Origin of the sequence: Agrilactobacillus fermenti, from assembly GCF_021030645.1 — a bacterium.
Classification (GTDB): domain Bacteria; phylum Bacillota; class Bacilli; order Lactobacillales; family Lactobacillaceae; genus Agrilactobacillus; species Agrilactobacillus fermenti.
The window spans coordinates 1-20,624 of the sequence record NZ_JACGCJ010000035.1 but is presented as its reverse complement, the minus strand read 5'-3'; the positions used below and the strand labels follow the sequence as shown (position 1 = coordinate 20,624).

The 20,624-nt window shown below is 38.1% G+C and carries 15 protein-coding genes, 27 tRNA genes, 1 rRNA gene and 1 CRISPR repeat array; of the genes, 40 read left to right on the top strand and 3 right to left on the bottom strand.

Features of this window, described 5'->3' with window-relative positions; genetic code table 11:
- Nucleotides 1–9: 9 nt before the first annotated feature.
- The 29 genes from rrf (at nucleotide 10) to FHQ08_RS11075 (ending at nucleotide 3,263) form a co-directional block, all read left to right on the top strand.
- Nucleotides 10–126: ribosomal RNA gene (rrf, locus tag FHQ08_RS11215) — 5S ribosomal RNA — on the top strand.
- A gap of 7 nt (nucleotides 127–133) precedes the next feature.
- Nucleotides 134–206 (top strand) — tRNA-Val (locus FHQ08_RS11210).
- Nucleotides 207–208: 2 nt separating this feature from the next.
- Nucleotides 209–281 (top strand) — tRNA-Lys (locus FHQ08_RS11205).
- A gap of 12 nt (nucleotides 282–293) precedes the next feature.
- A tRNA-Leu gene (locus FHQ08_RS11200) sits at nucleotides 294–376 on the top strand.
- A gap of 19 nt (nucleotides 377–395) precedes the next feature.
- Nucleotides 396–468: transfer RNA gene (locus tag FHQ08_RS11195), tRNA-Thr, on the top strand.
- Between the two features lie 5 nt (nucleotides 469–473).
- A tRNA-Gly gene (locus FHQ08_RS11190) sits at nucleotides 474–545 on the top strand.
- Between the two features lie 15 nt (nucleotides 546–560).
- Nucleotides 561–646: transfer RNA gene (locus tag FHQ08_RS11185), tRNA-Leu, on the top strand.
- Between the two features lie 5 nt (nucleotides 647–651).
- Nucleotides 652–725: transfer RNA gene (locus tag FHQ08_RS11180), tRNA-Arg, on the top strand.
- Nucleotides 726–729: 4 nt separating this feature from the next.
- Nucleotides 730–803: transfer RNA gene (locus tag FHQ08_RS11175), tRNA-Pro, on the top strand.
- Between the two features lie 28 nt (nucleotides 804–831).
- A tRNA-Met gene (locus FHQ08_RS11170) sits at nucleotides 832–905 on the top strand.
- An 8-nt stretch (nucleotides 906–913) separates the two neighbouring features.
- Nucleotides 914–987: transfer RNA gene (locus tag FHQ08_RS11165), tRNA-Ile, on the top strand.
- A 22-nt stretch (nucleotides 988–1,009) separates the two neighbouring features.
- Nucleotides 1,010–1,083 (top strand) — tRNA-Met (locus tag FHQ08_RS11160).
- A gap of 4 nt (nucleotides 1,084–1,087) precedes the next feature.
- Nucleotides 1,088–1,160, top strand: a tRNA-Asp gene (locus FHQ08_RS11155).
- Between the two features lie 7 nt (nucleotides 1,161–1,167).
- A tRNA-Phe gene (locus tag FHQ08_RS11150) sits at nucleotides 1,168–1,240 on the top strand.
- 13 nt (nucleotides 1,241–1,253) lie between these two features.
- Nucleotides 1,254–1,324, top strand: a tRNA-Gly gene (locus tag FHQ08_RS11145).
- A gap of 18 nt (nucleotides 1,325–1,342) precedes the next feature.
- Nucleotides 1,343–1,416 (top strand) — tRNA-Ile (locus FHQ08_RS11140).
- Nucleotides 1,417–1,419: 3 nt separating this feature from the next.
- A tRNA-Ser gene (locus FHQ08_RS11135) sits at nucleotides 1,420–1,507 on the top strand.
- Nucleotides 1,508–1,517: 10 nt separating this feature from the next.
- Nucleotides 1,518–1,589 (top strand) — tRNA-Glu (locus tag FHQ08_RS11130).
- Nucleotides 1,590–1,618: 29 nt separating this feature from the next.
- A tRNA-Ser gene (locus FHQ08_RS11125) sits at nucleotides 1,619–1,708 on the top strand.
- 9 nt (nucleotides 1,709–1,717) lie between these two features.
- Nucleotides 1,718–1,791 (top strand) — tRNA-Met (locus FHQ08_RS11120).
- 4 nt (nucleotides 1,792–1,795) lie between these two features.
- Nucleotides 1,796–1,868: transfer RNA gene (locus FHQ08_RS11115), tRNA-Asp, on the top strand.
- Between the two features lie 7 nt (nucleotides 1,869–1,875).
- Nucleotides 1,876–1,948, top strand: a tRNA-Phe gene (locus FHQ08_RS11110).
- 6 nt (nucleotides 1,949–1,954) lie between these two features.
- Nucleotides 1,955–2,035 (top strand) — tRNA-Tyr (locus FHQ08_RS11105).
- Between the two features lie 8 nt (nucleotides 2,036–2,043).
- Nucleotides 2,044–2,114 (top strand) — tRNA-Trp (locus FHQ08_RS11100).
- Nucleotides 2,115–2,123: 9 nt separating this feature from the next.
- Nucleotides 2,124–2,196 (top strand) — tRNA-His (locus tag FHQ08_RS11095).
- A 19-nt stretch (nucleotides 2,197–2,215) separates the two neighbouring features.
- Nucleotides 2,216–2,287 (top strand) — tRNA-Gln (locus FHQ08_RS11090).
- Between the two features lie 37 nt (nucleotides 2,288–2,324).
- A tRNA-Cys gene (locus tag FHQ08_RS11085) sits at nucleotides 2,325–2,395 on the top strand.
- A gap of 32 nt (nucleotides 2,396–2,427) precedes the next feature.
- Nucleotides 2,428–2,511: transfer RNA gene (locus FHQ08_RS11080), tRNA-Leu, on the top strand.
- 425 nt (nucleotides 2,512–2,936) lie between these two features.
- Entirely contained in the window at nucleotides 2,937–3,263 is a 327-nt protein-coding gene (locus FHQ08_RS11075) for a hypothetical protein (RefSeq protein ID WP_230914479.1), read from the top strand.
- 228 nt (nucleotides 3,264–3,491) lie between these two features.
- Here the strand turns inward: FHQ08_RS11075 and FHQ08_RS11070 are convergent, their stop codons facing one another.
- Nucleotides 3,492–4,754: an ISL3 family transposase gene (locus tag FHQ08_RS11070; protein ID WP_230914478.1), complete on the bottom strand. Its 1,263-nt coding sequence runs from the start codon at nucleotides 4,752–4,754 to the stop codon at nucleotides 3,492–3,494.
- A 1,360-nt stretch (nucleotides 4,755–6,114) separates the two neighbouring features.
- On the opposite strand from FHQ08_RS11070, the gene FHQ08_RS11065 reads away from it, so the two are divergent.
- From FHQ08_RS11065 to FHQ08_RS11055, 3 genes are all read left to right on the top strand, one after another.
- Complete coding sequence (locus FHQ08_RS11065; RefSeq protein WP_230914477.1) at nucleotides 6,115–6,330, top strand: hypothetical protein; 216 nt, start codon at nucleotides 6,115–6,117, stop codon at nucleotides 6,328–6,330.
- A gap of 3 nt (nucleotides 6,331–6,333) precedes the next feature.
- Nucleotides 6,334–6,573, top strand: coding sequence for a YjcQ family protein (locus tag FHQ08_RS11060; RefSeq protein ID WP_230914476.1), 240 nt, complete (start codon nucleotides 6,334–6,336; stop codon nucleotides 6,571–6,573).
- 190 nt (nucleotides 6,574–6,763) lie between these two features.
- A complete protein-coding gene (locus tag FHQ08_RS11055; RefSeq protein ID WP_230914475.1) occupies nucleotides 6,764–7,057 on the top strand; it encodes a hypothetical protein in 294 nt (97 codons plus the stop codon).
- Between the two features lie 645 nt (nucleotides 7,058–7,702).
- Nucleotides 7,703–9,847: a CRISPR direct-repeat array (repeat unit 30 nt; unit sequence ATTTACATTCCAGTTCTATTAGATAAAAAC).
- Nucleotides 9,848–10,285: 438 nt separating this feature from the next.
- On the opposite strand, the gene FHQ08_RS11050 is transcribed toward FHQ08_RS11055, so the two are convergent.
- On the bottom strand, nucleotides 10,286–10,516 hold the full coding sequence (locus tag FHQ08_RS11050) for a CsbD family protein (RefSeq protein ID WP_230914474.1): 231 nt from the start codon (nucleotides 10,514–10,516) through the stop codon (nucleotides 10,286–10,288).
- Nucleotides 10,517–11,166: 650 nt separating this feature from the next.
- Between FHQ08_RS11050 and FHQ08_RS11045 the strand changes: the two genes are divergently transcribed.
- From FHQ08_RS11045 to FHQ08_RS11025, 5 genes are all read left to right on the top strand, one after another.
- Nucleotides 11,167–11,862: a hypothetical protein gene (locus tag FHQ08_RS11045; RefSeq protein ID WP_230914473.1), complete on the top strand. Its 696-nt coding sequence runs from the start codon at nucleotides 11,167–11,169 to the stop codon at nucleotides 11,860–11,862.
- A gap of 15 nt (nucleotides 11,863–11,877) precedes the next feature.
- Nucleotides 11,878–12,249 carry a hypothetical protein gene (locus tag FHQ08_RS11040; RefSeq protein ID WP_230914472.1) on the top strand — a complete coding sequence of 124 codons (372 nt, stop codon included), beginning with the start codon at nucleotides 11,878–11,880 and terminating at the stop codon, nucleotides 12,247–12,249.
- Between the two features lie 114 nt (nucleotides 12,250–12,363).
- Nucleotides 12,364–13,554: a glycosyltransferase family 4 protein gene (locus FHQ08_RS11035; RefSeq protein ID WP_230914471.1), complete on the top strand. Its 1,191-nt coding sequence runs from the start codon at nucleotides 12,364–12,366 to the stop codon at nucleotides 13,552–13,554.
- Entirely contained in the window at nucleotides 13,551–14,606 is a 1,056-nt protein-coding gene (locus tag FHQ08_RS11030) for a glycosyltransferase family 4 protein (RefSeq protein ID WP_230914470.1), read from the top strand. Before FHQ08_RS11035 ends, FHQ08_RS11030 begins: the two co-directional genes overlap by 4 nt.
- Nucleotides 14,607–14,613: 7 nt before the next feature.
- Nucleotides 14,614–15,657, top strand: coding sequence for a lysylphosphatidylglycerol synthase transmembrane domain-containing protein (locus FHQ08_RS11025; protein WP_230914469.1), 1,044 nt, complete (start codon nucleotides 14,614–14,616; stop codon nucleotides 15,655–15,657).
- 197 nt (nucleotides 15,658–15,854) lie between these two features.
- Here the strand turns inward: FHQ08_RS11025 and FHQ08_RS11020 are convergent, their stop codons facing one another.
- Nucleotides 15,855–17,039, bottom strand: a complete 1,185-nt coding sequence (locus tag FHQ08_RS11020) for a pyridoxal phosphate-dependent aminotransferase (protein WP_230914468.1) — start codon at nucleotides 17,037–17,039, stop codon at nucleotides 15,855–15,857.
- A 125-nt stretch (nucleotides 17,040–17,164) separates the two neighbouring features.
- Between FHQ08_RS11020 and FHQ08_RS11015 the strand changes: the two genes are divergently transcribed.
- The 3 genes from FHQ08_RS11015 (at nucleotide 17,165) to FHQ08_RS11005 (ending at nucleotide 20,291) form a co-directional block, all read left to right on the top strand.
- A complete protein-coding gene (locus FHQ08_RS11015; protein ID WP_230914467.1) occupies nucleotides 17,165–17,398 on the top strand; it encodes a YkuJ family protein in 234 nt (77 codons plus the stop codon).
- 176 nt (nucleotides 17,399–17,574) lie between these two features.
- Nucleotides 17,575–19,635, top strand: a complete 2,061-nt coding sequence (locus FHQ08_RS11010) for an LTA synthase family protein (protein ID WP_330166092.1) — start codon at nucleotides 17,575–17,577, stop codon at nucleotides 19,633–19,635.
- Between the two features lie 200 nt (nucleotides 19,636–19,835).
- A complete protein-coding gene (locus tag FHQ08_RS11005; protein WP_230914465.1) occupies nucleotides 19,836–20,291 on the top strand; it encodes a Fur family transcriptional regulator in 456 nt (151 codons plus the stop codon).
- The last annotated feature ends 333 nt before the right edge of the window (nucleotides 20,292–20,624 follow it).

The following is a 20,624-nucleotide window of genomic DNA, read 5'->3' as shown; positions in this document are numbered from 1 at the left end:
CAGGAGAAGTGCGGTGGCGATAGCGAGAAGGCAACACCTGTTCCCATGCCGAACACAGAAGTTAAGCTTCTTAACGCCGAAAGTAGTTGGCGGGCAACCGCCTGCGAGGTTAGGAAGTCGCCGCGCTTTAGATGGAGGTTTAGCTCAGCTGGGAGAGCATCTGCCTTACAAGCAGAGGGTCACAGGTTCGAGCCCTGTAACCTCCATTGAGTCGTTAGCTCAGTTGGTAGAGCATCTGACTTTTAATCAGAGGGTCGACAGTTCGAGCCTGTCACGACTCATTGCCAGATGATGCGGGTGTGGCGGAATTGGCAGACGCGCTAGATTTAGGTTCTAGTGTCCGAAGGACGTAAGGGTTCAAATCCCTTCACCCGTACTTGGTAATAGGAAATAATGCCGACTTAGCTCAGTTGGTAGAGCATCTGATTTGTAATCAGAGGGTCGGGCGTTCGAATCGTCTAGTCGGCATTTATGCGGAAGTAGTTCAGTGGTAGAACATCACCTTGCCATGGTGGGGGTCGCGAGTTCGAATCTCGTCTTCCGCTTTAACCAGTCCCAATGCCGGGGTGGCGGAACTGGCAGACGCACAGGACTTAAAATCCTGCGGAGAGTGATCTCCGTACCGGTTCGATTCCGGTCCTCGGCATACATGCACCCATAGCGCAATTGGATAGAGTGTCTGACTACGAATCAGAAGGTTGTAGGTTCGACTCCTACTGGGTGCATCATCGGGAAGTAGCTCAGCTTGGTAGAGCACCTGGTTTGGGACCAGGGGGTCGCAGGTTCGAATCCTGTCTTCCCGATTGCAACAAATAAAGAACTATATTTTTTGGCGGTGTAGCTCAGCTGGCTAGAGCGTCCGGTTCATACCCGGGAGGTCGGGGGTTCGATCCCCTTCGCCGCTATAGTGCTTGGACCTTTAGCTCAGTTGGTTAGAGCAGACGGCTCATAACCGTCCGGTCGTAGGTTCGAGTCCTACAAGGTCCACTTGGACCATTAATATTGTTATCGCGGGATGGAGCAGTCTGGTAGCTCGTCGGGCTCATAACCCGAAGGTCGTAGGTTCAAATCCTGCTCCCGCAATTTTGGTCCCATGGTGTAGGGGTTATCACGCCTGCCTGTCACGCAGGAGATCACCGGTTCAAATCCGGTTGGGACCGTTTATATGGCTCGGTAGCTCAGTCGGTAGAGCAATGGATTGAAGCTCCATGTGTCGGCAGTTCGATTCTGTCCCGCGCCATTTGAAAAATAACGCGGGTGTAGTTTAGTGGTAAAACCACAGCCTTCCAAGCTGTTGTCGCGAGTCCGATTCTCGTCACCCGCTTTACACTTGTGTTATAATGGGCCTATAGCTCAGTTGGTTAGAGCGCACGCCTGATAAGCGTGAGGTCGATGGTTCAAGTCCATTTAGGCCCATTTGGAGAAGTACTCAAGTGGCTGAAGAGGCGCCCCTGCTAAGGGTGTAGGCTGCGCAAGCGGCGCGAGGGTTCAAATCCCTCCTTCTCCGTTTTTAGTTCGACCCGTTGGTCAAGTGGTTAAGACACCGCCCTTTCACGGCGGTAACATGGGTTCAAATCCCGTACGGGTCATTTCCCTTTTTTATATTTTTATTGATGATGGAGGATTACCCAAGTCCGGCTGAAGGGAACGGTCTTGAAAACCGTCAGGTGGGTCAAACCACGCGTGGGTTCGAATCCCACATCCTCCTTATTGTTATCGCGGGATGGAGCAGTCTGGTAGCTCGTCGGGCTCATAACCCGAAGGTCGTAGGTTCAAATCCTGCTCCCGCAATTTTGGTCCCATGGTGTAGGGGTTATCACGCCTGCCTGTCACGCAGGAGATCACCGGTTCAAATCCGGTTGGGACCGTTTATATGGCTCGGTAGCTCAGTCGGTAGAGCAATGGATTGAAGCTCCATGTGTCGGCAGTTCGATTCTGTCCCGCGCCATATAATGGAGGAGTAGCGAAGTGGCTAAACGCGGCGGACTGTAAATCCGCTCCTTCGGGTTCGGTGGTTCGAATCCACTCTCCTCCACTTATTATAGGGATATAGTTCAATGGTAGAACAACGGTCTCCAAAACCGTCGATGTGGGTTCAACTCCTACTATCCCTGCTTACCATGGCGGAATTGGTGAAGTGGTTAACACACCGGATTGTGGCTCCGGCACGCGTGGGTTCGATCCCCACATTCCGCCCTTGTACCATTTTTACTTTTGGGTTATAGCCAAGCGGTAAGGCAACGGACTTTGACTCCGTCATGCGCTGGTTCGAATCCAGCTAACCCAATATCCGATTTATAATCGGTGGATTTGAATTTCTTGGTGGCGGTATAGCCAAGTGGTAAGGCAGAGGTCTGCAAAACCTTCATCACCGGTTCAAATCCGGTTACCGCCTTTATTGGCGAAGCTAATATGTTTTTACTACATGCCGGTGTGGCGGAATTGGCAGACGCGCTGGACTCAAAATCCAGTGTCCGCGAGGACGTATCGGTTCGACCCCGATCACCGGTATCATATGTACTTTTTAACTAAATATTAGAAAGTATAACAAGCAAAGAACGTTGAGAAATCAACGTTTTTTATTTTGAAAAAATATTGGAATGTACTAGAAAAAATATTTCTGCTAACATCATGCTAACAATTGGCTAATTTTTAAAAATTGTTAGCAGATTTGTTAGCATGAAACGCTGTACCTATTGATAGATAAGGGAACGGTATAGATTGTCAAAGACCCAAAAAAATTAAGTATTGGTAGTAGTTGCGTACAGGTATTTGCGACTACTTCCTGGTCAACAACTCGGCTCATCTCAGAGGTGTATCATAGGGGGGAACAATAGCTGGATACTCACAATTTAGCGAAGTTTTTATTTTCAAATAATCGGCTCCTGGTATTTTGACAATTGTTGAGATACTATTTTTTTTGGAGGCGATTAATTATGAATAATGATAATGCTGGAAATTACGAATTAGAAGCTGTGGTGTCTGAATCAATAAAAGAATCCAAAATCTTTAATTTCGAAACTGAAGATGTAAATGTATATAGTTCAATGAAAAGCAAAATTGAAGAGCAATTTCCGAATCTAAGATCTATCGTAAACTTGCCCAATATACCACATATATCTTTGAACATGTATCGGATTCAACAAACGAGAGATAGACGGCATGTGCTTCCGTTATCATTATCGCTATATATTAACTATCCGTATTCAAAAGAACTGGCTAGTTATATTAGAGAGATATTTAATTCTTATCAAAGAAGTTGATCATAAATAAAAGACACTCTTAGTAAGTGTCTTTTATTTATGCCAAAACAATCAGCATCGCAAAATTTAATATGTGTTTACCCCTAGCAGTTAAGATAGGTTCTTTGTCAATGAGTGTTGGTGAACATTTTTTATAAAGATTTTGAGAGGTTAGATCTTAATCGGTCTAACTTTTTTGTTACCGTCAAGTAATGGTCTGCCAGCCTTTGGCTGGATTGCTTTATTTATTTAGATATGGGCGAATTGCAGGTAAATTCTGAGCTTGAAATTCCGTTGGTTTCTAAAGCCATAACTGGTACGTTTGATCTCTTTGATTTTATGATTAGCCCCTTCAATTGGACCATTGGAGTAGTCATAACGGCAACTATTGAGGAGTGCCTGCCAATGTATTTTAAGGCTTCTGATAGTCGTATCCATTTCATTGTGTAATGGTCGGTAGTTATTCAAGACTGCTTTCAAAGCTTTCGCATCACGATCGTGAACTGCTGAGTAAGTGCCTTGGTAAACTTCATAAGTTTGTTTGAAGGTCTCATCTAAGCTCAAAGCAAGATGGACTAGATTGACATCGGTATCGTAATAACCAACTGTCGGGTGATAACTCAGTTTTTTGGCTTCCAAAGTTTTAGCATCACGCAAGAAAATACGCCAGTTAGATTTAAGTAATTTATATTCTCTGGAACTGCGTTTCTGTTGTTTCATCAACCGCTTACGACAGGTATTCAAAGCACGATTAGCCATATTGATGATATGGAAACGGTCGATAATGATCTGTACATTGGGAAATACAGCTGGAATAAAATTGATGTAGGCCGCATTCAGATCAACGACGATACTTTTAACTTTTAGCCGCTCGGCTAAAGGAAAACCTAAGAAGTAATCCTTGAGTGTCGCTATGCGACGCGAAGGCAGGACAGCCCCAAGGGCATGGCTCTGGGCATCCATCCAGATAAAGCTATAGGTGTCTGTTGCTTTGAATTCGTCAAAACAAAGATGCTCTGGTAAATAATTCCGCTTTTCTTGAAGTGAGTAGGCGTTATCTTGGATCAAGATCCGTTGGACTGAAGCGCTTGAGATATGATAGCGCTGGGCAATAGTTTTGAGTGACGTGTTGGTACGAGCATCCAGGGTGATCGCCCAGTGAACTGGTCGAGTGATCGAACAATGAGCTGCCACAACCTCAGTTTTTGCCATAAAAGTCGTTCGGCATTGCTTGCACAGATAACGTTGTTTTTTCAATTCCAAATAGACCGGTTGTCGTGTAGCCGTCACATTAGGTAATTTTAACCGACGGGTTTTCTTACCATATTTGATCAAGCTGCCTTCAAAGTCACAGTTTATGCAACGTATTTCCGGGCTTTCTAGCTTGGCATGGTAAACAGCGGCACGTTCATCTTTGATCTTTTTCGTTTCAAAAGGCAGATTTTCATCAAACTTGATATTTCTATCCTTGATTCCTAAAACATTTTCTGTAGAATCAGTAGTAGGGAACATCATTCATCCTTCTTTCAATTGGTTTTAGACGACTTGATTGTAGCATAGGAACATGGTGTTCCTTTTTTGTGTCTCAAAATTGGTATAAAAATAAGGTGCCAGTGGACTGACGTCCACCAACACCAAAAAGTATAGAACCTTAAGATATACTGTTTTAGGGTGATTATTTGTAATGTATTCAATTGTAGTGGTTGTGTATTTTGCTAAAACACCAAACATGATTGGGCTAGTGTCTTCCATCGCCACACTTTTTTATCAAACGACATCTATAAAGCACTGAGACAAGATGAAAGAAGAAGAAATCATCTTGAAGATAGTCGCAGACTTTTTCTAGCTTTATGGGCCAACCTAATTATTTTGTTCACTACAATACCGATACCTCTTAGAATGTTTCGTTTTATAATTCCAAAGTCCTTAGTTTTAGTGTTATTGACATTTTTTTGTGGCGTTAGTTTTGGTAGAAGCTATTATCGTGAACGCTTTAGGTATGCCAAGAAATCAAAAATAGGCACGTTGGTGTCTTTTTTTATACATGGAACTCAGTCAATCGGAGTGTAGTGACTTTGTGAAATTAACCGAGAAGCAACGAAAAGATACAGTTGCTAAGCCTTGGGCAAAGATGGCAAGGATTTTTTAGCATGGATCTGGAAGAACTATCGCAAAAAGTTGTCCAACCAATTAATGAATGTCATGTTAAAAAACACATTATTGGGATATGGTTCTGCACGATTAGCTAGAGGACTGTAACAAAGTTTTACCAATGGAAAGTGGAATAATATCCACCGATTGATCATTACAGAGCTGGGGCACATTGTTGAATAAGCAACGGCTAAAGCATACGAGGAATCTAACATAGAAAAGTATAAATAGATGGTAACTTTAGAAACATCTACTTGTGCTATTGAACCAAGTGACATTCAAGCTAGTGAACACAAGCCCAGTGATTCATGTATCCACCATATCTTATCTGGAAGGTTTACCACCAATTGAACAGCGTTAGATGCGAGATTCTGAAACGGGCAAGGGTAAGTTGATTAAAGAGATTAGATTTCATGAGTGGTATAATTTGGTTCGACAAGATGAAAGAAATAGTATAATGGTACAGAAATAAGTACGAGTATCAAGGTCCCGAATATCTCTCAGCATTTGATTGACCAAGTTCTGGAACGTGGTTTTAATTTATATAGAGCACAGAATGTACTGGAAAAACCATTGCATATTTTTCCTTTTGAATATTCAAATGATAAACTCGCTCAAAAATATTTAGGTGAAAATGTTATGGTGATAATCAACCCACAGACTGGAAATATTATTAATGGGTATAAAACGTCAGCTAAACGAAAAAAGTGGAGGAATCATAGTGAGAATAAATGAATTATTGACGAAGAGTGAGTTGAAAATTGTTCATCAATATTTACCCGATGTAGATTTTGCGAAAGAGCTGACCGATGATGGGATGGCTGACTTTGAAGAAAAATTCGATGATGTTTATATTTATTATGGCTTTACCAATGAAGAAATTAACGAAATTGGTAGGCAATTAGAACCAATTGTCGATAAGTTAGCCGAATCTTAGGTAGTGATTCAATGGCGAAAGATGAATTACTTTGTGATTATGTATTTATTATTGAAGCGGCTTTATTCATTGCTTAAACAAGGTCAGTCAATAACTAATAACCAGCTTGAACAATTGGGTAGTCAGTACAATGCCAAGTATTGGCAGTATATCTTGATGGATATGACCAAGAACGGCTATATTACTGGTGTAACTAAAGTAACGAGAGTATCTGGAGAAACAGTGAAGTACCATAATGCATAAATTACGCCAATAGGTATTGAATACTTATTTAGTAATTCAGTGACCGACCGGTTAAAAATGAAACTATTTGGTGTTGGTGTTCAGTCCACTGGCACCTTATTTTTATACCAATTTTGAGACACAAAAAAGAAACACCATGTTCCTATGCTACAATCAAGTCGACCAAAACCAATTGAAAGAAGGATGAATGATGTTCCCTACTACTGAGTCTACAGAAAATGTTTTAGGAATCAAGGATAAAAATATAAAATTTGATGAAAATCTGCCTTTTGAAACGAAAAAGATCAAAGATGAACGTGCCGCTGTTTACCATGCCAAGCTAGAAAGCCCGGAAATACGTTGCATAAACTGTGACTTTGAAGGCAGCTTGATCAAATATGGTAAGAAAACCCGTCGGTTAAAATTATTTAATATGGCGGATACGCGACAATTGATCTATTTGAATCTGAAAAATAGAGGATATAAATTGCTTAAAGCTAACTAGTGTATTTTCTTGCGTGGCTCTGAAATATTGGAAATCAAAAGACTGAGCTATAACCTAGCAGTTGGTCATTACAATATTGATCTGACCTGGGCAGAGGAATCGACCGTAAGATCAAAGACATTAAAAGTACCAGCCATGACTTTAAAGACAACAGAATTCCAAAATCAGAATCTATCTGATATTTGGTCATGTGTAAATTACTAATTCTTCCCAAAGGCTGACCGTCTGTTAATTAGCTGTAACAAAAATGTTAGACCATTCAGAATTTAGCTTCTCAAAATTCCTACAAATATTTTGACAACCATTCATTGCAAAAGAACCAAATAAGTATAGATAATTGGATTTATCGAAGTACAGAGATTTATAATTCTTTATTAAAGACTTATTACTAATTGAATAACACTGGTTGTGTTGTCCTCAAACAAATAAGGGTAGGATGATTAAAAATATAATTTAAGGAAGTAATCTAATGACTAAGAATAACGCAGTAAGATTGTGTGGCGGTGGTTGGTTATTTATGTCCTAATTCTGCTAGATAAAGCCGCAATTATCTGGTTGGCAAGGTATTGCGCGATGATTAATTTATATTCTGGTAATATTAGATAAAATTAATATTAATGACAACGATATAATTATGACTTGTGGATTTACATTCCAGTTCTATTAGATAAAAACCGTCAAGGTTATTCAAACCTTTACTGGAACAATCAGATTTACATTCCAGTTCTATTAGATAAAAACTCCAATTATCCATGAATACATGCCGGTTATGATACTATTTACATTCCAGTTCTATTAGATAAAAACGGCGTACCAAATGATCAAATTGCTACAGTAAATGAATTTACATTCCAGTTCTATTAGATAAAAACGAAAACTAATGTCCATCTCATCATCCCGTGTTATTTTATTTACATTCCAGTTCTATTAGATAAAAACTAATTGAAAACTAGCCAAGCGATTCCCATCTTGATATTTACATTCCAGTTCTATTAGATAAAAACTATGTGCATAGTTTGCTGTTCGATGGATTCGTCGAATATTTACATTCCAGTTCTATTAGATAAAAACTTATGCGCGATTACGCGATTAACAGCTATCTGGATATTTACATTCCAGTTCTATTAGATAAAAACGTTTCCACGCCAAGCGGTTCTCGTGTGATTGAAAAGATTTACATTCCAGTTCTATTAGATAAAAACCATGTGTCAACTTATTGGCTGGCGTAACGAAGATGGATTTACATTCCAGTTCTATTAGATAAAAACTAGGTTACCATCTTGATCTGCTGCAAGTTCAAATGCTATTTACATTCCAGTTCTATTAGATAAAAACCTTTGCCTTACCTGTTGGTACTAATGTTTCTAAGATTTACATTCCAGTTCTATTAGATAAAAACCCTACTTCGCATGACCATGCCTCTAGTCGCATTTTTATTTACATTCCAGTTCTATTAGATAAAAACTAAAAAATAAGCCTCTCAGCTATGGGGCTTATCTTTATTTACATTCCAGTTCTATTAGATAAAAACTATAAACTTGTTGCTTGAGATACTGCTCTTCTTGATTTACATTCCAGTTCTATTAGATAAAAACAAGGTTAACTTTAGTAGAATGACTTTCCCAGATCCATTTACATTCCAGTTTTATTAGATAAAAACACATGCGTGATATTATTGATAATCACCGCAAAACTAATTTACATTCCAGTTCTATTAGATAAAAACTTGATAGTCTTGAGACTTACTTGAGTTGTCAGCTTTATTTACATTCCAGTTCTATTAGATAAAAACTTAACTTCACACCGAATGGCAAAAATAACTCAGATACATTTACATTCCAGTTCTATTAGATAAAAACTTCTAGGCTATCATTCAAGGCAAACATTACTTCGTCATTTACATTCCAGTTCTATTAGATAAAAACTTGGCATGGGTTAGATACAAAAGATTCAACTGATAATAATTTACATTCCAGTTCTATTAGATAAAAACAGAAAAGGCCAATATTTTATTACAGATCATTGGTGATTTACATTCCAGTTCTATTAGATAAAAACTTGATTAAATTAAAAGCCGTTTCACTAAACAAATCATTTACATTCCAGTTCTATTAGATAAAAACAATAACTGCTATAAAAGAATTACAAACTAATAGCGATATTTACATTCCAGTTCTATTAGATAAAAACAATAGTCCAAATAACAACAAAGGCCCTGAAATAGATATTTACATTCCAGTTCTATTAGATAAAAACTAACCTCTTCATTTCTTATTACGCGTCCTTCAAAAAGATTTACATTCCAGTTCTATTAGATAAAAACCCAGCAGCTCTACGGTGGCGGTGACGGTGTAACTTAATTTACATTCCAGTTCTATTAGATAAAAACTGTTTGCACTGTGCCGCCCACGCCGGCATCAAATTTCATTTACATTCCAGTTCTATTAGATAAAAACCTGCTTCGGTAAGACCTTCCACAATGCCCCTAACCAGATTTACATTCCAGTTCTATTAGATAAAAACGATTAAGTATCGGTTATCGATTTTTTGAACTTTACTATTTACATTCCAGTTCTATTAGATAAAAACGCCAAGGCGATCAACAAAGTTCATTAGCAATGATTGAATTTACATTCCAGTTCTATTAGATAAAAACTTTAAATAATTCCACTCCTTTGCCACACATCAAGTGCGATTTACATTCCAGTTCTATTAGATAAAAACAACAACATGATCATACCGTCGATCAGTTTAAATATAATTTACATTCCAGTTCTATTAGATAAAAACCCAAGGCACAACTACATCAATAGAATAACATATTTTCATGACCTGATCTGTCGATGTACAAAAAGTACATTTTATTTTTATACAATATTTCTTTTAGCTTAATGGAACAGTTGATATTATGGGATGAATTCGATCTGTCGATGCCCCATAAAAAATGCAGAGCTAACGATCGACAGAAATAAATATAAAACATTTAAATTTGATGAACTTACATTTCTTCGGTTAAGTTAGATTTTTAATATCACAAATAAGACAGATTTAGGAAATTGTCTAAGATATGTTCAGCCCTCATCACTGCTGGTACAACTGTTTTTATAATGTATATATTTCAAACGACAATCAATTTTAAGATACTTACTTTAAAATCAGATTCAGCTAAAAAAGCCTTACAACACAAAATTTAGATTTGTGCTGCAAGGCTTAATTAATAGCAAGATTTTATTTGTCGTTCTTATTATTTAATTTTTCATTAACTTTATCGAGTGTATTTCCAGCTTTATCTGAGAGGTTTTCTTTAACGTCGTTTGCCTTTTCTTTGAGCTTGCCAAGTGTTTGTTTGCCTTTGCCTTTAGTTTCTCTTTCCTTATCACCGGTTAATTTACCAGCACCTTCTTGAACTTTACCTGAGAATTGATCTTTCATACCGTCTAATTTATCTCTGTTTGACATAATAACGCCTCCTTGATTTTCTATTTTAATTATAAGCAAATTTATTTTTTAATGCGAAAATCGCAAGACAAATCGCAATGGCAAGGAAAAGAGGTAGAATAACTTGAGTTATATTTTGAAGAAGCGCTTTCGCTAAGGTACTAATTGCACTACGCTGATGTCAATTTAAATGTAGTGGTCATTGTTATGCGCAAAGTTGTTTTATTTACCGATTCAGCACAAGGTATCAGTGCTAAATTGCCGAGAAATTAGCGTCTGATGGTTATCAAATGGGTTTGCTGATTTGCCTACGTAACAGTTCATAACGACAGACTTTATTCACAAAATTGGAGCGGGTCGAGCTAAACTTCTATCAGTTGATACTGCTGATCAACAACAAGTTTATGATGCTGTCGATGGCGGTTGGTTTACTATAAGCAAGAAGCAAGTTTTTGAGTCGGGGTATGTTTACCTCGGCTTTTTGTGTGGCATAATATTTATGATTGTACGTTACTTCAATAGGTAGCTTTTGTAGTTTTGCTTATTTTACGTTATGATATGAATTCAGAAGCTTTTACATTTAGCCTTATCACTAAACTAACCGCAAAATTGAAAATATCAAAAGTATTCTCCTTAGCGATAATTAGACTTTTTTAGAAAAGGTGATCAATTTGAGTAAACGCAAACGTAAGCGGCGTACAGTGAATATTGGTGAATATATTAGTGCAAATGAATTGAGAAACTATATCGATCATGCCGACATGAGTGATTTGAATTTTTTGGAGACGTTGATTCAACAAAAGCGGCAACTGATTTTAGCAAAGGAAGGTTCAGCAGAATTTCCAATTTTTCAAAAAGTAGAAGCTCGTTTACATGAGGATGAAACAGCTATGCGGCTGTTGATCAAGCAAGCTGAAACTGTGCGGTTACCGTCTGATTTTGAATTTACGCCTAGTTTTTTATATGGCTATTTTCGAGATTATCCAACGGATGAATTTTTTGAGAAATATGCGGATTGGCAAAAGACGATTAAAAAGCTGCATGAATTGCAAACCAAGATTGGCCAAATCTTAGCCATTCGGGAACAGATCAGGCAGTCTGGTTTTACGATTACTAAGATGCGTTACAGTCAGCGTAGTTTGAGTCTTTATTTGTTCATTCCTTTGACGCAAGCTTCAGCGTTTGAAGTTGTTTTCGGGCGCGCTTTTGATGTGATGAATTTAACAGCTGATTTAGCCGTTTCTACAACTAAGGAAGCAGCTTCGTTTTCGGTCAGGATCTCAGACCATGTTAGCGGCCAGTTTTTCAATTCGAAATCACAGCAGTTACAAAAATACCATCAAGCAGACGTTAATATTTATATTTAATAAAGAAGTGAAATTATGATACAAGATCGTTTTTACCAGCCTAAGGATGCTAAAGATGCGATTAGATTCGTTTCGGAATTATTTAATCAATACAAAGATGCCCCGTTAACCGACGCTTTGGTAGCCTATAATCAAAAGTTGATCAATTACCTAGAAAATGATGTCGCACAGGCGGCAGTGCAAGAGCACAATCAAGTTCGACGTCAGCGGGCGTTAGAGATGGCCACTACGCTAAGACATTGGGTGCCAACACGTTTGGAAGGACAGTATATGCGAGGCAAGATGCATAATGGCCGCCTGACGAAGCAAAATAACACAAAATATAAAACACTAAAAGGTCAGCATAAGAATCGGCCAGCAAAATATGGGAAAACCATGCACAAATAGGTCAAAAGTGGGATAATTTTTAAATGAGTTATTGCTATAATAACTAGTAAATTGCATAATGCGTTTTATGACTTTATAATGAACGTTGTATGTTTAGTGAAGGAGGGAAGGTAATTGAATATCGGTTTATTTACTGATACTTACTTCCCACAGATTAGTGGTGTCGCGACTTCGATCAAGACACTCAAGAATGTTCTGGAAGCTAAGGGGCATTCAGTATATATATTTACAACAACTGATCCAAAAGTGGATAAGGATGAAACTGAACCTAATGTTTTTCGTTTTGGAAGCGTACCGTTCGTATCTTTTACAGATAGACGAATTGCGGTACGCGGTCTTTTTCATGCTTTGGAAGTTGCTAAGGAACTAGATTTAGACATTGTTCATACGCAAACTGAATTTTCGATGGGCATGATTGGTAAATTTGTCGCCAAAAATTTAAAGATACCTTGTGTACACACCTACCATACGATGTACGAAGATTATTTACACTATGTTTTGAATGGTAAACTTCTAAAACCCGCACATGTTAAGCAATTTACTAAAATGTATTTGACGCACATGACGGCAGTGGTAGCGCCAAGTGATCGCGTATTACATACACTCAAACGCTATAAGATCAAAATACCAATTTCGGTTATTCCCACCGGTATTGATCTAACGAGATTTAGTCGGCCGGTTTCAATTGACGTCCGGAGTCAATATGGCATTGGTGCGCGCCACTTATTGTTATCATTGAGTCGAATTGGTCAGGAAAAAAAGCTGGATGTTTTGATCAAAGCCATGCCGCAGATTTTAGCGGTATGTCCAGATGCCTATTTGCTAATTGTGGGCGATGGCCCAGCGCGAGAAGATTTAGAAGCACTTGTTTCTGAGATGGGACTGCAAGATTTTGTTGGTTTTGCTGGTGAAATTGACCATGAATACGTTAATGATTATTATAAGTCAGCTGACTTGTTTGTGTCAGCCAGTGATTCTGAAACGCAAGGATTGACTTTTGATGAGGCGTTAGCGGCAGGTGTAAAGTGCGTGGTATATTCAGAGCCTTATGTGAACAAGCTGTTTGATGATCCTTCTGTTGGTGCAACATTCAATACTCCAGGTGAAATGGTTGCGGAGATTTCACAATACTTATTACATCCAGCGGCCTTTAATGACGAAATTATAAGACGCCAAAAATTAAATGAAATTTCTGCAGATACGTTTGGAAACAGAATATTGGATTTTTATCACAATGCTCAATCTATTTTTGTGGCATCGGATGATGAACCTGAAGAAATTTCAGATAAGGAGTTTTTGAAATGATCCATATCAACATGTTCTCTTCAGCGGATAAAGTTGCTGGCCAGGGGGTTGGTAGCGCCTATTTGGAATTAATGCGTTTGTTAAAAAAATATGGCCAACAATCGTTTGAGGTCACGGTCAATCAATATGGTAGTGCTGATATCAGTCACTATCATACGATCGATCCGCAATTTTTTTTGTCTACATTCATAGGTCACCGTGGTCGTAAGATAGGATACGTTCATTTCTTACCCGAAACGTTAGAAGGCAGTTTACAGTTGCCACGGCCAATCAAGGCAATCTTAGATAAGTATGTGATTGCTTTTTATAAACGCATGGATCAGATCGTTGTTGTGAACCCTATTTTCATTGATAAATTAGCGGCATATGGTATTCCTAAATCTAAAATTGCCTATATTCCCAATTTTGTTTCTCAAGATGAATTTTATGCGCAGTCTGAGCACAAAAAGGCGCAGACTAGAGCCAGCCTTGGTATTAAAGCCGATGCCTTTGTTGTGTTTGGTGATGGTCAAGTTCAGAAACGCAAGGGTGTCGATGATTTTGTTGCACTTGCGAAACGCCATCCTGAAATGAATTTTGTTTGGGCCGGTGGTTTTTCTTTCGGTAAAATGACAGACGGTTATGAGAAATATAAAAAAATTATTGATAATCCGCCTAAAAATCTAACATTTACAGGTATTGTCGAGCGAAAATCGTTGGTAGATTTTTACAATATGGCAGATGTTTTTTTACTGCCTTCTTATGATGAGTTATTTCCTATGTCTGTTCTTGAAGCGTTTAGCTGTCAAACCCCAGTTTTGTTACGTGATCTGCCACTGTATCAAGCCATCATTTCAGGTTATTATGCCTCTGGAAGTGATTTGGCTGGACTAGATGAACAGTTGGTTTATTTGAAAGAAAATCCCGAAGAACGGCAACGCCTTAAATTGGCAGCTAAAGCAGCGGCTACAAAATTTTCAGAACAGAATTTGGCAAAAATTTGGCAAGACTTCTATTTAAAACAAGCACATAATCAAATGTCTCAGCTTGTTGAAGATTTAATGAAAAATTAGGAGCATAATGACAAGAAAAAATAAACTTGCTTTCTTGATAATGCTATTCGTAGGTTTAGGCATTTTTTGGTGGGAAGCACGAACTGAAAAATTATCAACTTTAATTCAGGGGTTTCGAACGCTCAACTTTTGGTGGCTGCTGGTAGCCTTGTTAATGATGGCAGGGCAGTTGCTGCTTGAGGCGCATGTACTTCAGGTTCTTTTGCGTGGCCGAGTTGCTTATTTTCCCTTTCGAAATGCTGCTCGAGTACCAATGATCGAGCAGCTGTTTAATAGTATTACGCCATTTTCTTCCGGGGGGCAGCCTGCCCAATTGATCGCAATGATGCAGTCAGGAATCGAGGCTGGCCAAGCAAGTTCAGTTCTTTTGATGAAGTTTATTATTTATCAGATGATGGTTTTGATCAATTTTGTGCTGACGATGCTGTTTGGTTTTCATGAAGTTGTCAGTCGTTTTCATGGTATTGCCTGGTTGATCGTAGCAGGTTTTGCGCTACATTTATTTGTGATCGCAGGTTTGTTATTGGTGATGTACCAATATAAATTTACAAAGAAATTATTACAGTGGGCGACAGTTCCGTTAGGGTGGTTCCTAAAACCTGAAAAGGTTACGCGTTGGAAAAAAAATCTAGATGATAAAGTGGATACTTTTTACGCTGAAAGTTTACATTTGAAACGTGAAAAAAGGAAAGTCATTAAAGCATCAATCCTAACGTTTATACAGTTAATTATTTTTTATGCCATTCCATATTTTATTTTACTGGCACTGGGACAGACAAAGGCAGATTTTTTAAATGTCGTTGCAATGCACGTTATGATCGTTATGATCACATCGATCTTTCCGATTCCAGGTGGCACTGGTGGGGCAGAATACAGTTTTAAAACGCTGTTTGCAATCTTTTTGACTAATCCAAGTAAATTATTGATCGGTATGTTGCTTTGGCGCTTTGTAACTTATTACTTTGGTATGTTTTTAGGAATCGGTGCGTTGGCCGTACCGATTAAAGCTGCGCCCCCAACCGCTGCTAAGGCTGATCAAGAAAGTCATTAAACATAAAAGAGAGTGAGACAAAAGGCGCTCAGATCACTAACAAGAATGGCTCAAATGGTGAACTTGCCATTTGAGCCATTCGTGGTTAGGTGAAGGTGTTGCCTTTTGGAACACGTTTAAAATTGAATTGTTCGTAAACACATAGTGGCTGAAAACAAAACGTTAGTTTTGTCCCAGCCACTTTTTGATATAAAAAATTACAGTTTTGAAGTCGCGTGGTTTTGTGTAAATTCACCCAAACGCGTCATGGCTTTTTTGAGATCTGCTAAACTAGCAGCATAGCTCAAACGGAAGTAACGTTCACCGCCAGGACCAAAACCTTCGCCAGAAATTAAGGCTAATTTACTTTCTTGGGCTAATTGGTAAGTAAACTCTTGGGCTGAGCCTTTGAACCAATTCGGTAATTTAATAAATAGATAAAATGCACCATCAGGTCGAGCAACCTCATAACCAAGTTTTTTGATTTCAGCAAGGCAATAGTTTCGCCGCTTAATGTACTCAGCTTTCATAGTTTGTGTATCTTCATATCCATTGGTAAGGGCTTCTACGGCCGCCTTTTGAGAAATCGTGGTTGCAGCAGTGACGTAATATTGATGGACTTTTTTCAATTGATCGGTAATTACCCTAGGCGCAAGTAAAAAACCGATGCGCCAACCGGTCATTGCATGCGATTTTGATAGACCGTTAATCAAGATTGTTTGATCTCTTAAAATATTTGCTATTGAAAAATGATCGTGGTCAAAAGTTAGCGAACTGTAAATTTCGTCACTAATGACCCATAAATTTGCAGTCTTGAGGACTTTAGCCATAGCAGTGATTTCATTTTGATCGTAAGTAACACCCGTGGGATTACTTGGATAGTTTAAAATAATTGCTGTGATATGTGCATCTGGATGTGATGCAATAGCTGCCTTGATCATTTCTGGCGTTAAGACGAAACCATTTTTTGAAGTGTCGATGAATATCGGCTGTGCATGATTTAAGGTAATCAAAGGTAAATAGGCTGGAAAAATTGGTGTGGGGACTAAAACAGCATCGCCCGGATTTGTAACTGTCGTAATGGCTGTAGCAATGGCTTCAGTGGCACCAACAGTCACTAAAATTTCATCTTCAGCTGCATATTTCAGGCCATATAATTTTTCAAAATAAGTGCTTGCAGCTTGCCTTAGCTCTAATAATCCAGCCATACCAGTATAATGACTATAATTATCGTTAATGGCTTGAATCGCCGCTTGTTTGATGTGTGCTGGTGTATTAAAATCCGGTTCACCCAATGTCAATTTTAATATATCGGGAATTTTACTGACGGCTTCATCAAATTGACGGATGCCCGAAACAGCTATTTTAGTTACTTGTTGATTAATTTGTCTCTCATTTTCCATTAAATTTCACCTCATAATTTAATACTATCAGAATATGATAGTTAATTGAATAAAATATAAAAAAATACTGTTTTATGCCGCTTTTTCTGGTAAACTGCTATTAGTTATTTAAGGAGGCCTTTTTAATGGAAAAATCACAATTGGTTGCTATCATCAAGCGCTTGGAGGCAATGCAAGTCGAAGATAGCGATGAGATTCAAACAAGACGCTTCGAGGCCAATGGTGTTGAAAAGGGCGTCGTATCATTTAATCCTAAAAGTGATATCTATACGTTAGAGGAAACAAAGTCACATCAAACGTTTGATTTTGATAATATTGATCTTGCGGCAATGGAGATCTTTGATCTATTGGATGAGTAATTTAGAATATTTTCTTTCGATTTGAGTGGAAGTGGGCCAGCAACGACAGCTTTGCCGGCTTATTTTTTTGTAAATTTATAATTCATAAAAAATTCACATGGCCATAGTACAATACAGTCTGGCTATTGATGCGACGAAGTTTTATGAATATTTTTGTGGAGGCTTTCGTAATTATGTTGAAAACAGTCGGCAAAAAGATTCGCGGTATCTTGAATACCCGCGTAGGCTTTTTCATGCTGGCCATTATTCTTTTCTGGCTAAAGACGTGGTGGACGTATTTAAATAAGTTTAATCTTGGTGCAAAGGGTTCGATCCAACACTTATTGTTAATGATCAATCCTTTTCCCACAACAATTTTATTGTTTGGTATTGCGCTTTATCTTGCAGGACGAAAGTCATATATCTATTTATTATTGATTGATTTTGTGACGAGTTTTTGGCTCTTTGCCAATGTTCTCTATTATCGAGAGTTTTCAGACTTTTTAAGCATTAACTTGATCAAAGGGTCTGGTGCAGTATCTAATAACTTAGGTAAGAGTATTTTAGGTATCTTGGATCCATCTGATTTTTTGATTTTTTTAGATGTGCTTATTTTGATTTTATTGTTGGCTTTCAAAGCAATTCACATGGATGTTCGTCCGATTAAAAAGCGTTATGCTATGACCGTCACAGCAATTTCTGGTATTTTATTTGGCTTTAATTTGAGTTTTGCCGAGAGTGATCGTTCTGGCCTTTTGACACGAACATTCGACAATAATTATATTGTTAAGTATTTAGGCTTAAATGCTTATACAGTCTATGATGGCGTCAAAGCAGCGCAATCGAATGCTGCAAAAAATAATGCAAATGCCAGTGATCTTCAATCTGTGCAAAAGTATATCAAAGAAAATCATGTGCCGGTTAATGCAGAATATTCTGGTGTTGCTAAGGGTAAGAATGTTATTATCTTCCATTTAGAGAGTTTTCAACAGTTTTTGATCGACTTTAAGTGGGATGGTCAGGAGGTAACACCAAACCTTAATAAGATTTATCATGAAAGTGATACATTGAGTTTTGATAATTTCTTCAATCAAGTTGGTACAGGTAAAACGGCAGATGCTGAAATGATGCTCGAAAATTCATTGTTTGGGTTGGCAGAAGGTCCGGCAATGGTTCAATATGGCACAACAAATACATTTCAGGCGGCGCCAGCAATTTTTGATCAAAACGGCTATACATCTGCCGCTTTTCATGGTGATGTTCCTAGTTTTTGGAATCGAGATAATACTTACAAGTCTTGGGGGTATGATTATTTCTTTAGTTCTAATTATTACCCGAAAAAGTCTGCTTATAGCATTGGTTATGGGCTCAAAGATAAGATTTTCTTAAAGGATGCAGCGACATATTTGGAGCAGCTGCCACAGCCTTTTTATGCAAAACTGATCACTGTGACGAACCATTATCCGTATTTATTGGACAAACAAAATCAGTCAATTGCTAAGACGGATACTGGTGACAGTACTGTAGATGGTTATGTGCAAACGGCAAAATATTTAGATCAATCTGTTGGTGAGTTTATGAATTGGCTAAATGATTCGGGACTCGCTAAAAATACAATGATCGTTTTTTATGGTGACCACTATGGTATTTCTGGAAATCATAAAAAAGCAGTTGCTAAATTACTGGATAAAGATAGCTTTAATAACTTTGATAATGCTCAATTTCAACGCGTGCCGCTGATGATCCATATGCCTGGACTTAAAGGTGGCGTCAATCATACCTATGCCGGGGAAATTGACGTTTTACCGACATTATTGAATCTTGTGGGTATCCCGGACAATGACCGTATTCAATTTGGTCAAGATATCCTCTCGCCACAAAAGAATCAGACCGTGGCTTTTCGAAATGGGGATTTTGTTTCACCAGATTATACTAAAGTCGGTAGTGCTTATTACAATACCAAAAATGGTGAAGCATTGAAGCATCCAACGGTTACCCAGAAGAAAACGTTGGATCAAATGACAAACCACGTTGCGACAGAATTATCTCTTTCTGATCGTGTGATTACTGGTGATTTACTCAGATTCTATACACCTAAAGATTTCAAAAAAGTAGATAAGCAAAAATATAGCTATAAGAAGTCTAAGGCAAGTAAGACATTAAAGGCTGATCTAGATAAGAATTCACTGCTACATCAAAACGATGGCAATAGTACTACTGACATGTACAAGACCGATGCGCCAGAATTGCAAAAGTGAGGCTAGTGTATTAGGCGACATACCTGGGAAGTTTGATAGCAGATAAAAAATAAGTTTGTTACTATGATGATTGTGAATCGCACATCGATTGACTGCTCAGAATAGTAACAAACTTTTTTATATAAAAAGGATGCTTGAATTAGAAGCCTTTTCGAGATATATTTAATTTGTAATAATTATAAAAAAGATGGGTGACTTTTATGAATAGAGAGGCTATGGAAGAATCCATAAAGAAGCTCCGAGATGGTGGTGTCCGTATTACCCCACAAAGAGAAGCAGTTTTAAGATATTTGATTCAAAGTGATGAACATCCAACGGCAGATGAAATTTATCGACATTTGGCTGCAGATTTTCCTAAAATGAGTGTGGCAACTGTCTATAATAATTTACGGGTATTAACGCGTTTAGGCATTGTGCAAGAGATGTCTTATGGTGACAGCTCATCACGGTTTGATTTTGCTGAAACAAAACATTATCATGCGGTTTGTGAACGTTGTGGTCGTATTGTAGATGTTTTCTTTCCGGACTTTGATCAAGTTGATACTGTAGCTGAGAATTTGACCGGTTTTCAGGTTAATGGGCATCGGCTAGAAGTTTATGGTTTATGCCCACAGTGCCAAGCTGAATTAGTTGCTGTGAAAAAATATCAAAATTAGTGTTGACGACGTTATATATTTTTGGTAGTATATTTCTTGCGCGTTAATCACTGCGTTATTGATGATTAACACTGATATGTCAATGATTCAATTGTTTCTTAAAAAATTAATTGAAAAAATATGTTGACATCGAATGGAACACTTGATATAATGTAAAAGTTGTTTCACGAACGTAGGCCTTTGAAAACTGAACAAAATTTCGACACCAAATGTGCAGGCTAGACCTTTTGGTCTAACAAACATTTGCGAAGTCAATTCGCTAGCAACAAATAATAATGAGTCACAAACTTGAACTTTAGTTGAGAGTTTGATCCTGGCTCAGGACGAACGCTG

What these genes read in the sequence shown, in the direction of transcription:
- FHQ08_RS11075 (WP_230914479.1), top strand. Translation starts at nt 2,937, where the DNA reads ATGAATAATGATAATGCTGGAAATTACGAATTAGAAGCTGTGGTGTCT.
- FHQ08_RS11070 (WP_230914478.1), bottom strand. Translation starts at nt 4,754, where the DNA reads ATGTTCCCTACTACTGATTCTACAGAAAATGTTTTAGGAATCAAGGAT.
- FHQ08_RS11055 (WP_230914475.1), top strand. Translation starts at nt 6,764, where the DNA reads ATGTTCCCTACTACTGAGTCTACAGAAAATGTTTTAGGAATCAAGGAT.
- FHQ08_RS11050 (WP_230914474.1), bottom strand. Translation starts at nt 10,516, where the DNA reads ATGTCAAACAGAGATAAATTAGACGGTATGAAAGATCAATTCTCAGGT.
- FHQ08_RS11040 (WP_230914472.1), top strand. Translation starts at nt 11,878, where the DNA reads ATGATACAAGATCGTTTTTACCAGCCTAAGGATGCTAAAGATGCGATT.
- FHQ08_RS11030 (WP_230914470.1), top strand. Translation starts at nt 13,551, where the DNA reads ATGATCCATATCAACATGTTCTCTTCAGCGGATAAAGTTGCTGGCCAG.
- FHQ08_RS11025 (WP_230914469.1), top strand. Translation starts at nt 14,614, where the DNA reads ATGACAAGAAAAAATAAACTTGCTTTCTTGATAATGCTATTCGTAGGT.
- FHQ08_RS11020 (WP_230914468.1), bottom strand. Translation starts at nt 17,039, where the DNA reads ATGGAAAATGAGAGACAAATTAATCAACAAGTAACTAAAATAGCTGTT.
- FHQ08_RS11015 (WP_230914467.1), top strand. Translation starts at nt 17,165, where the DNA reads ATGGAAAAATCACAATTGGTTGCTATCATCAAGCGCTTGGAGGCAATG.
- FHQ08_RS11005 (WP_230914465.1), top strand. Translation starts at nt 19,836, where the DNA reads ATGAATAGAGAGGCTATGGAAGAATCCATAAAGAAGCTCCGAGATGGT.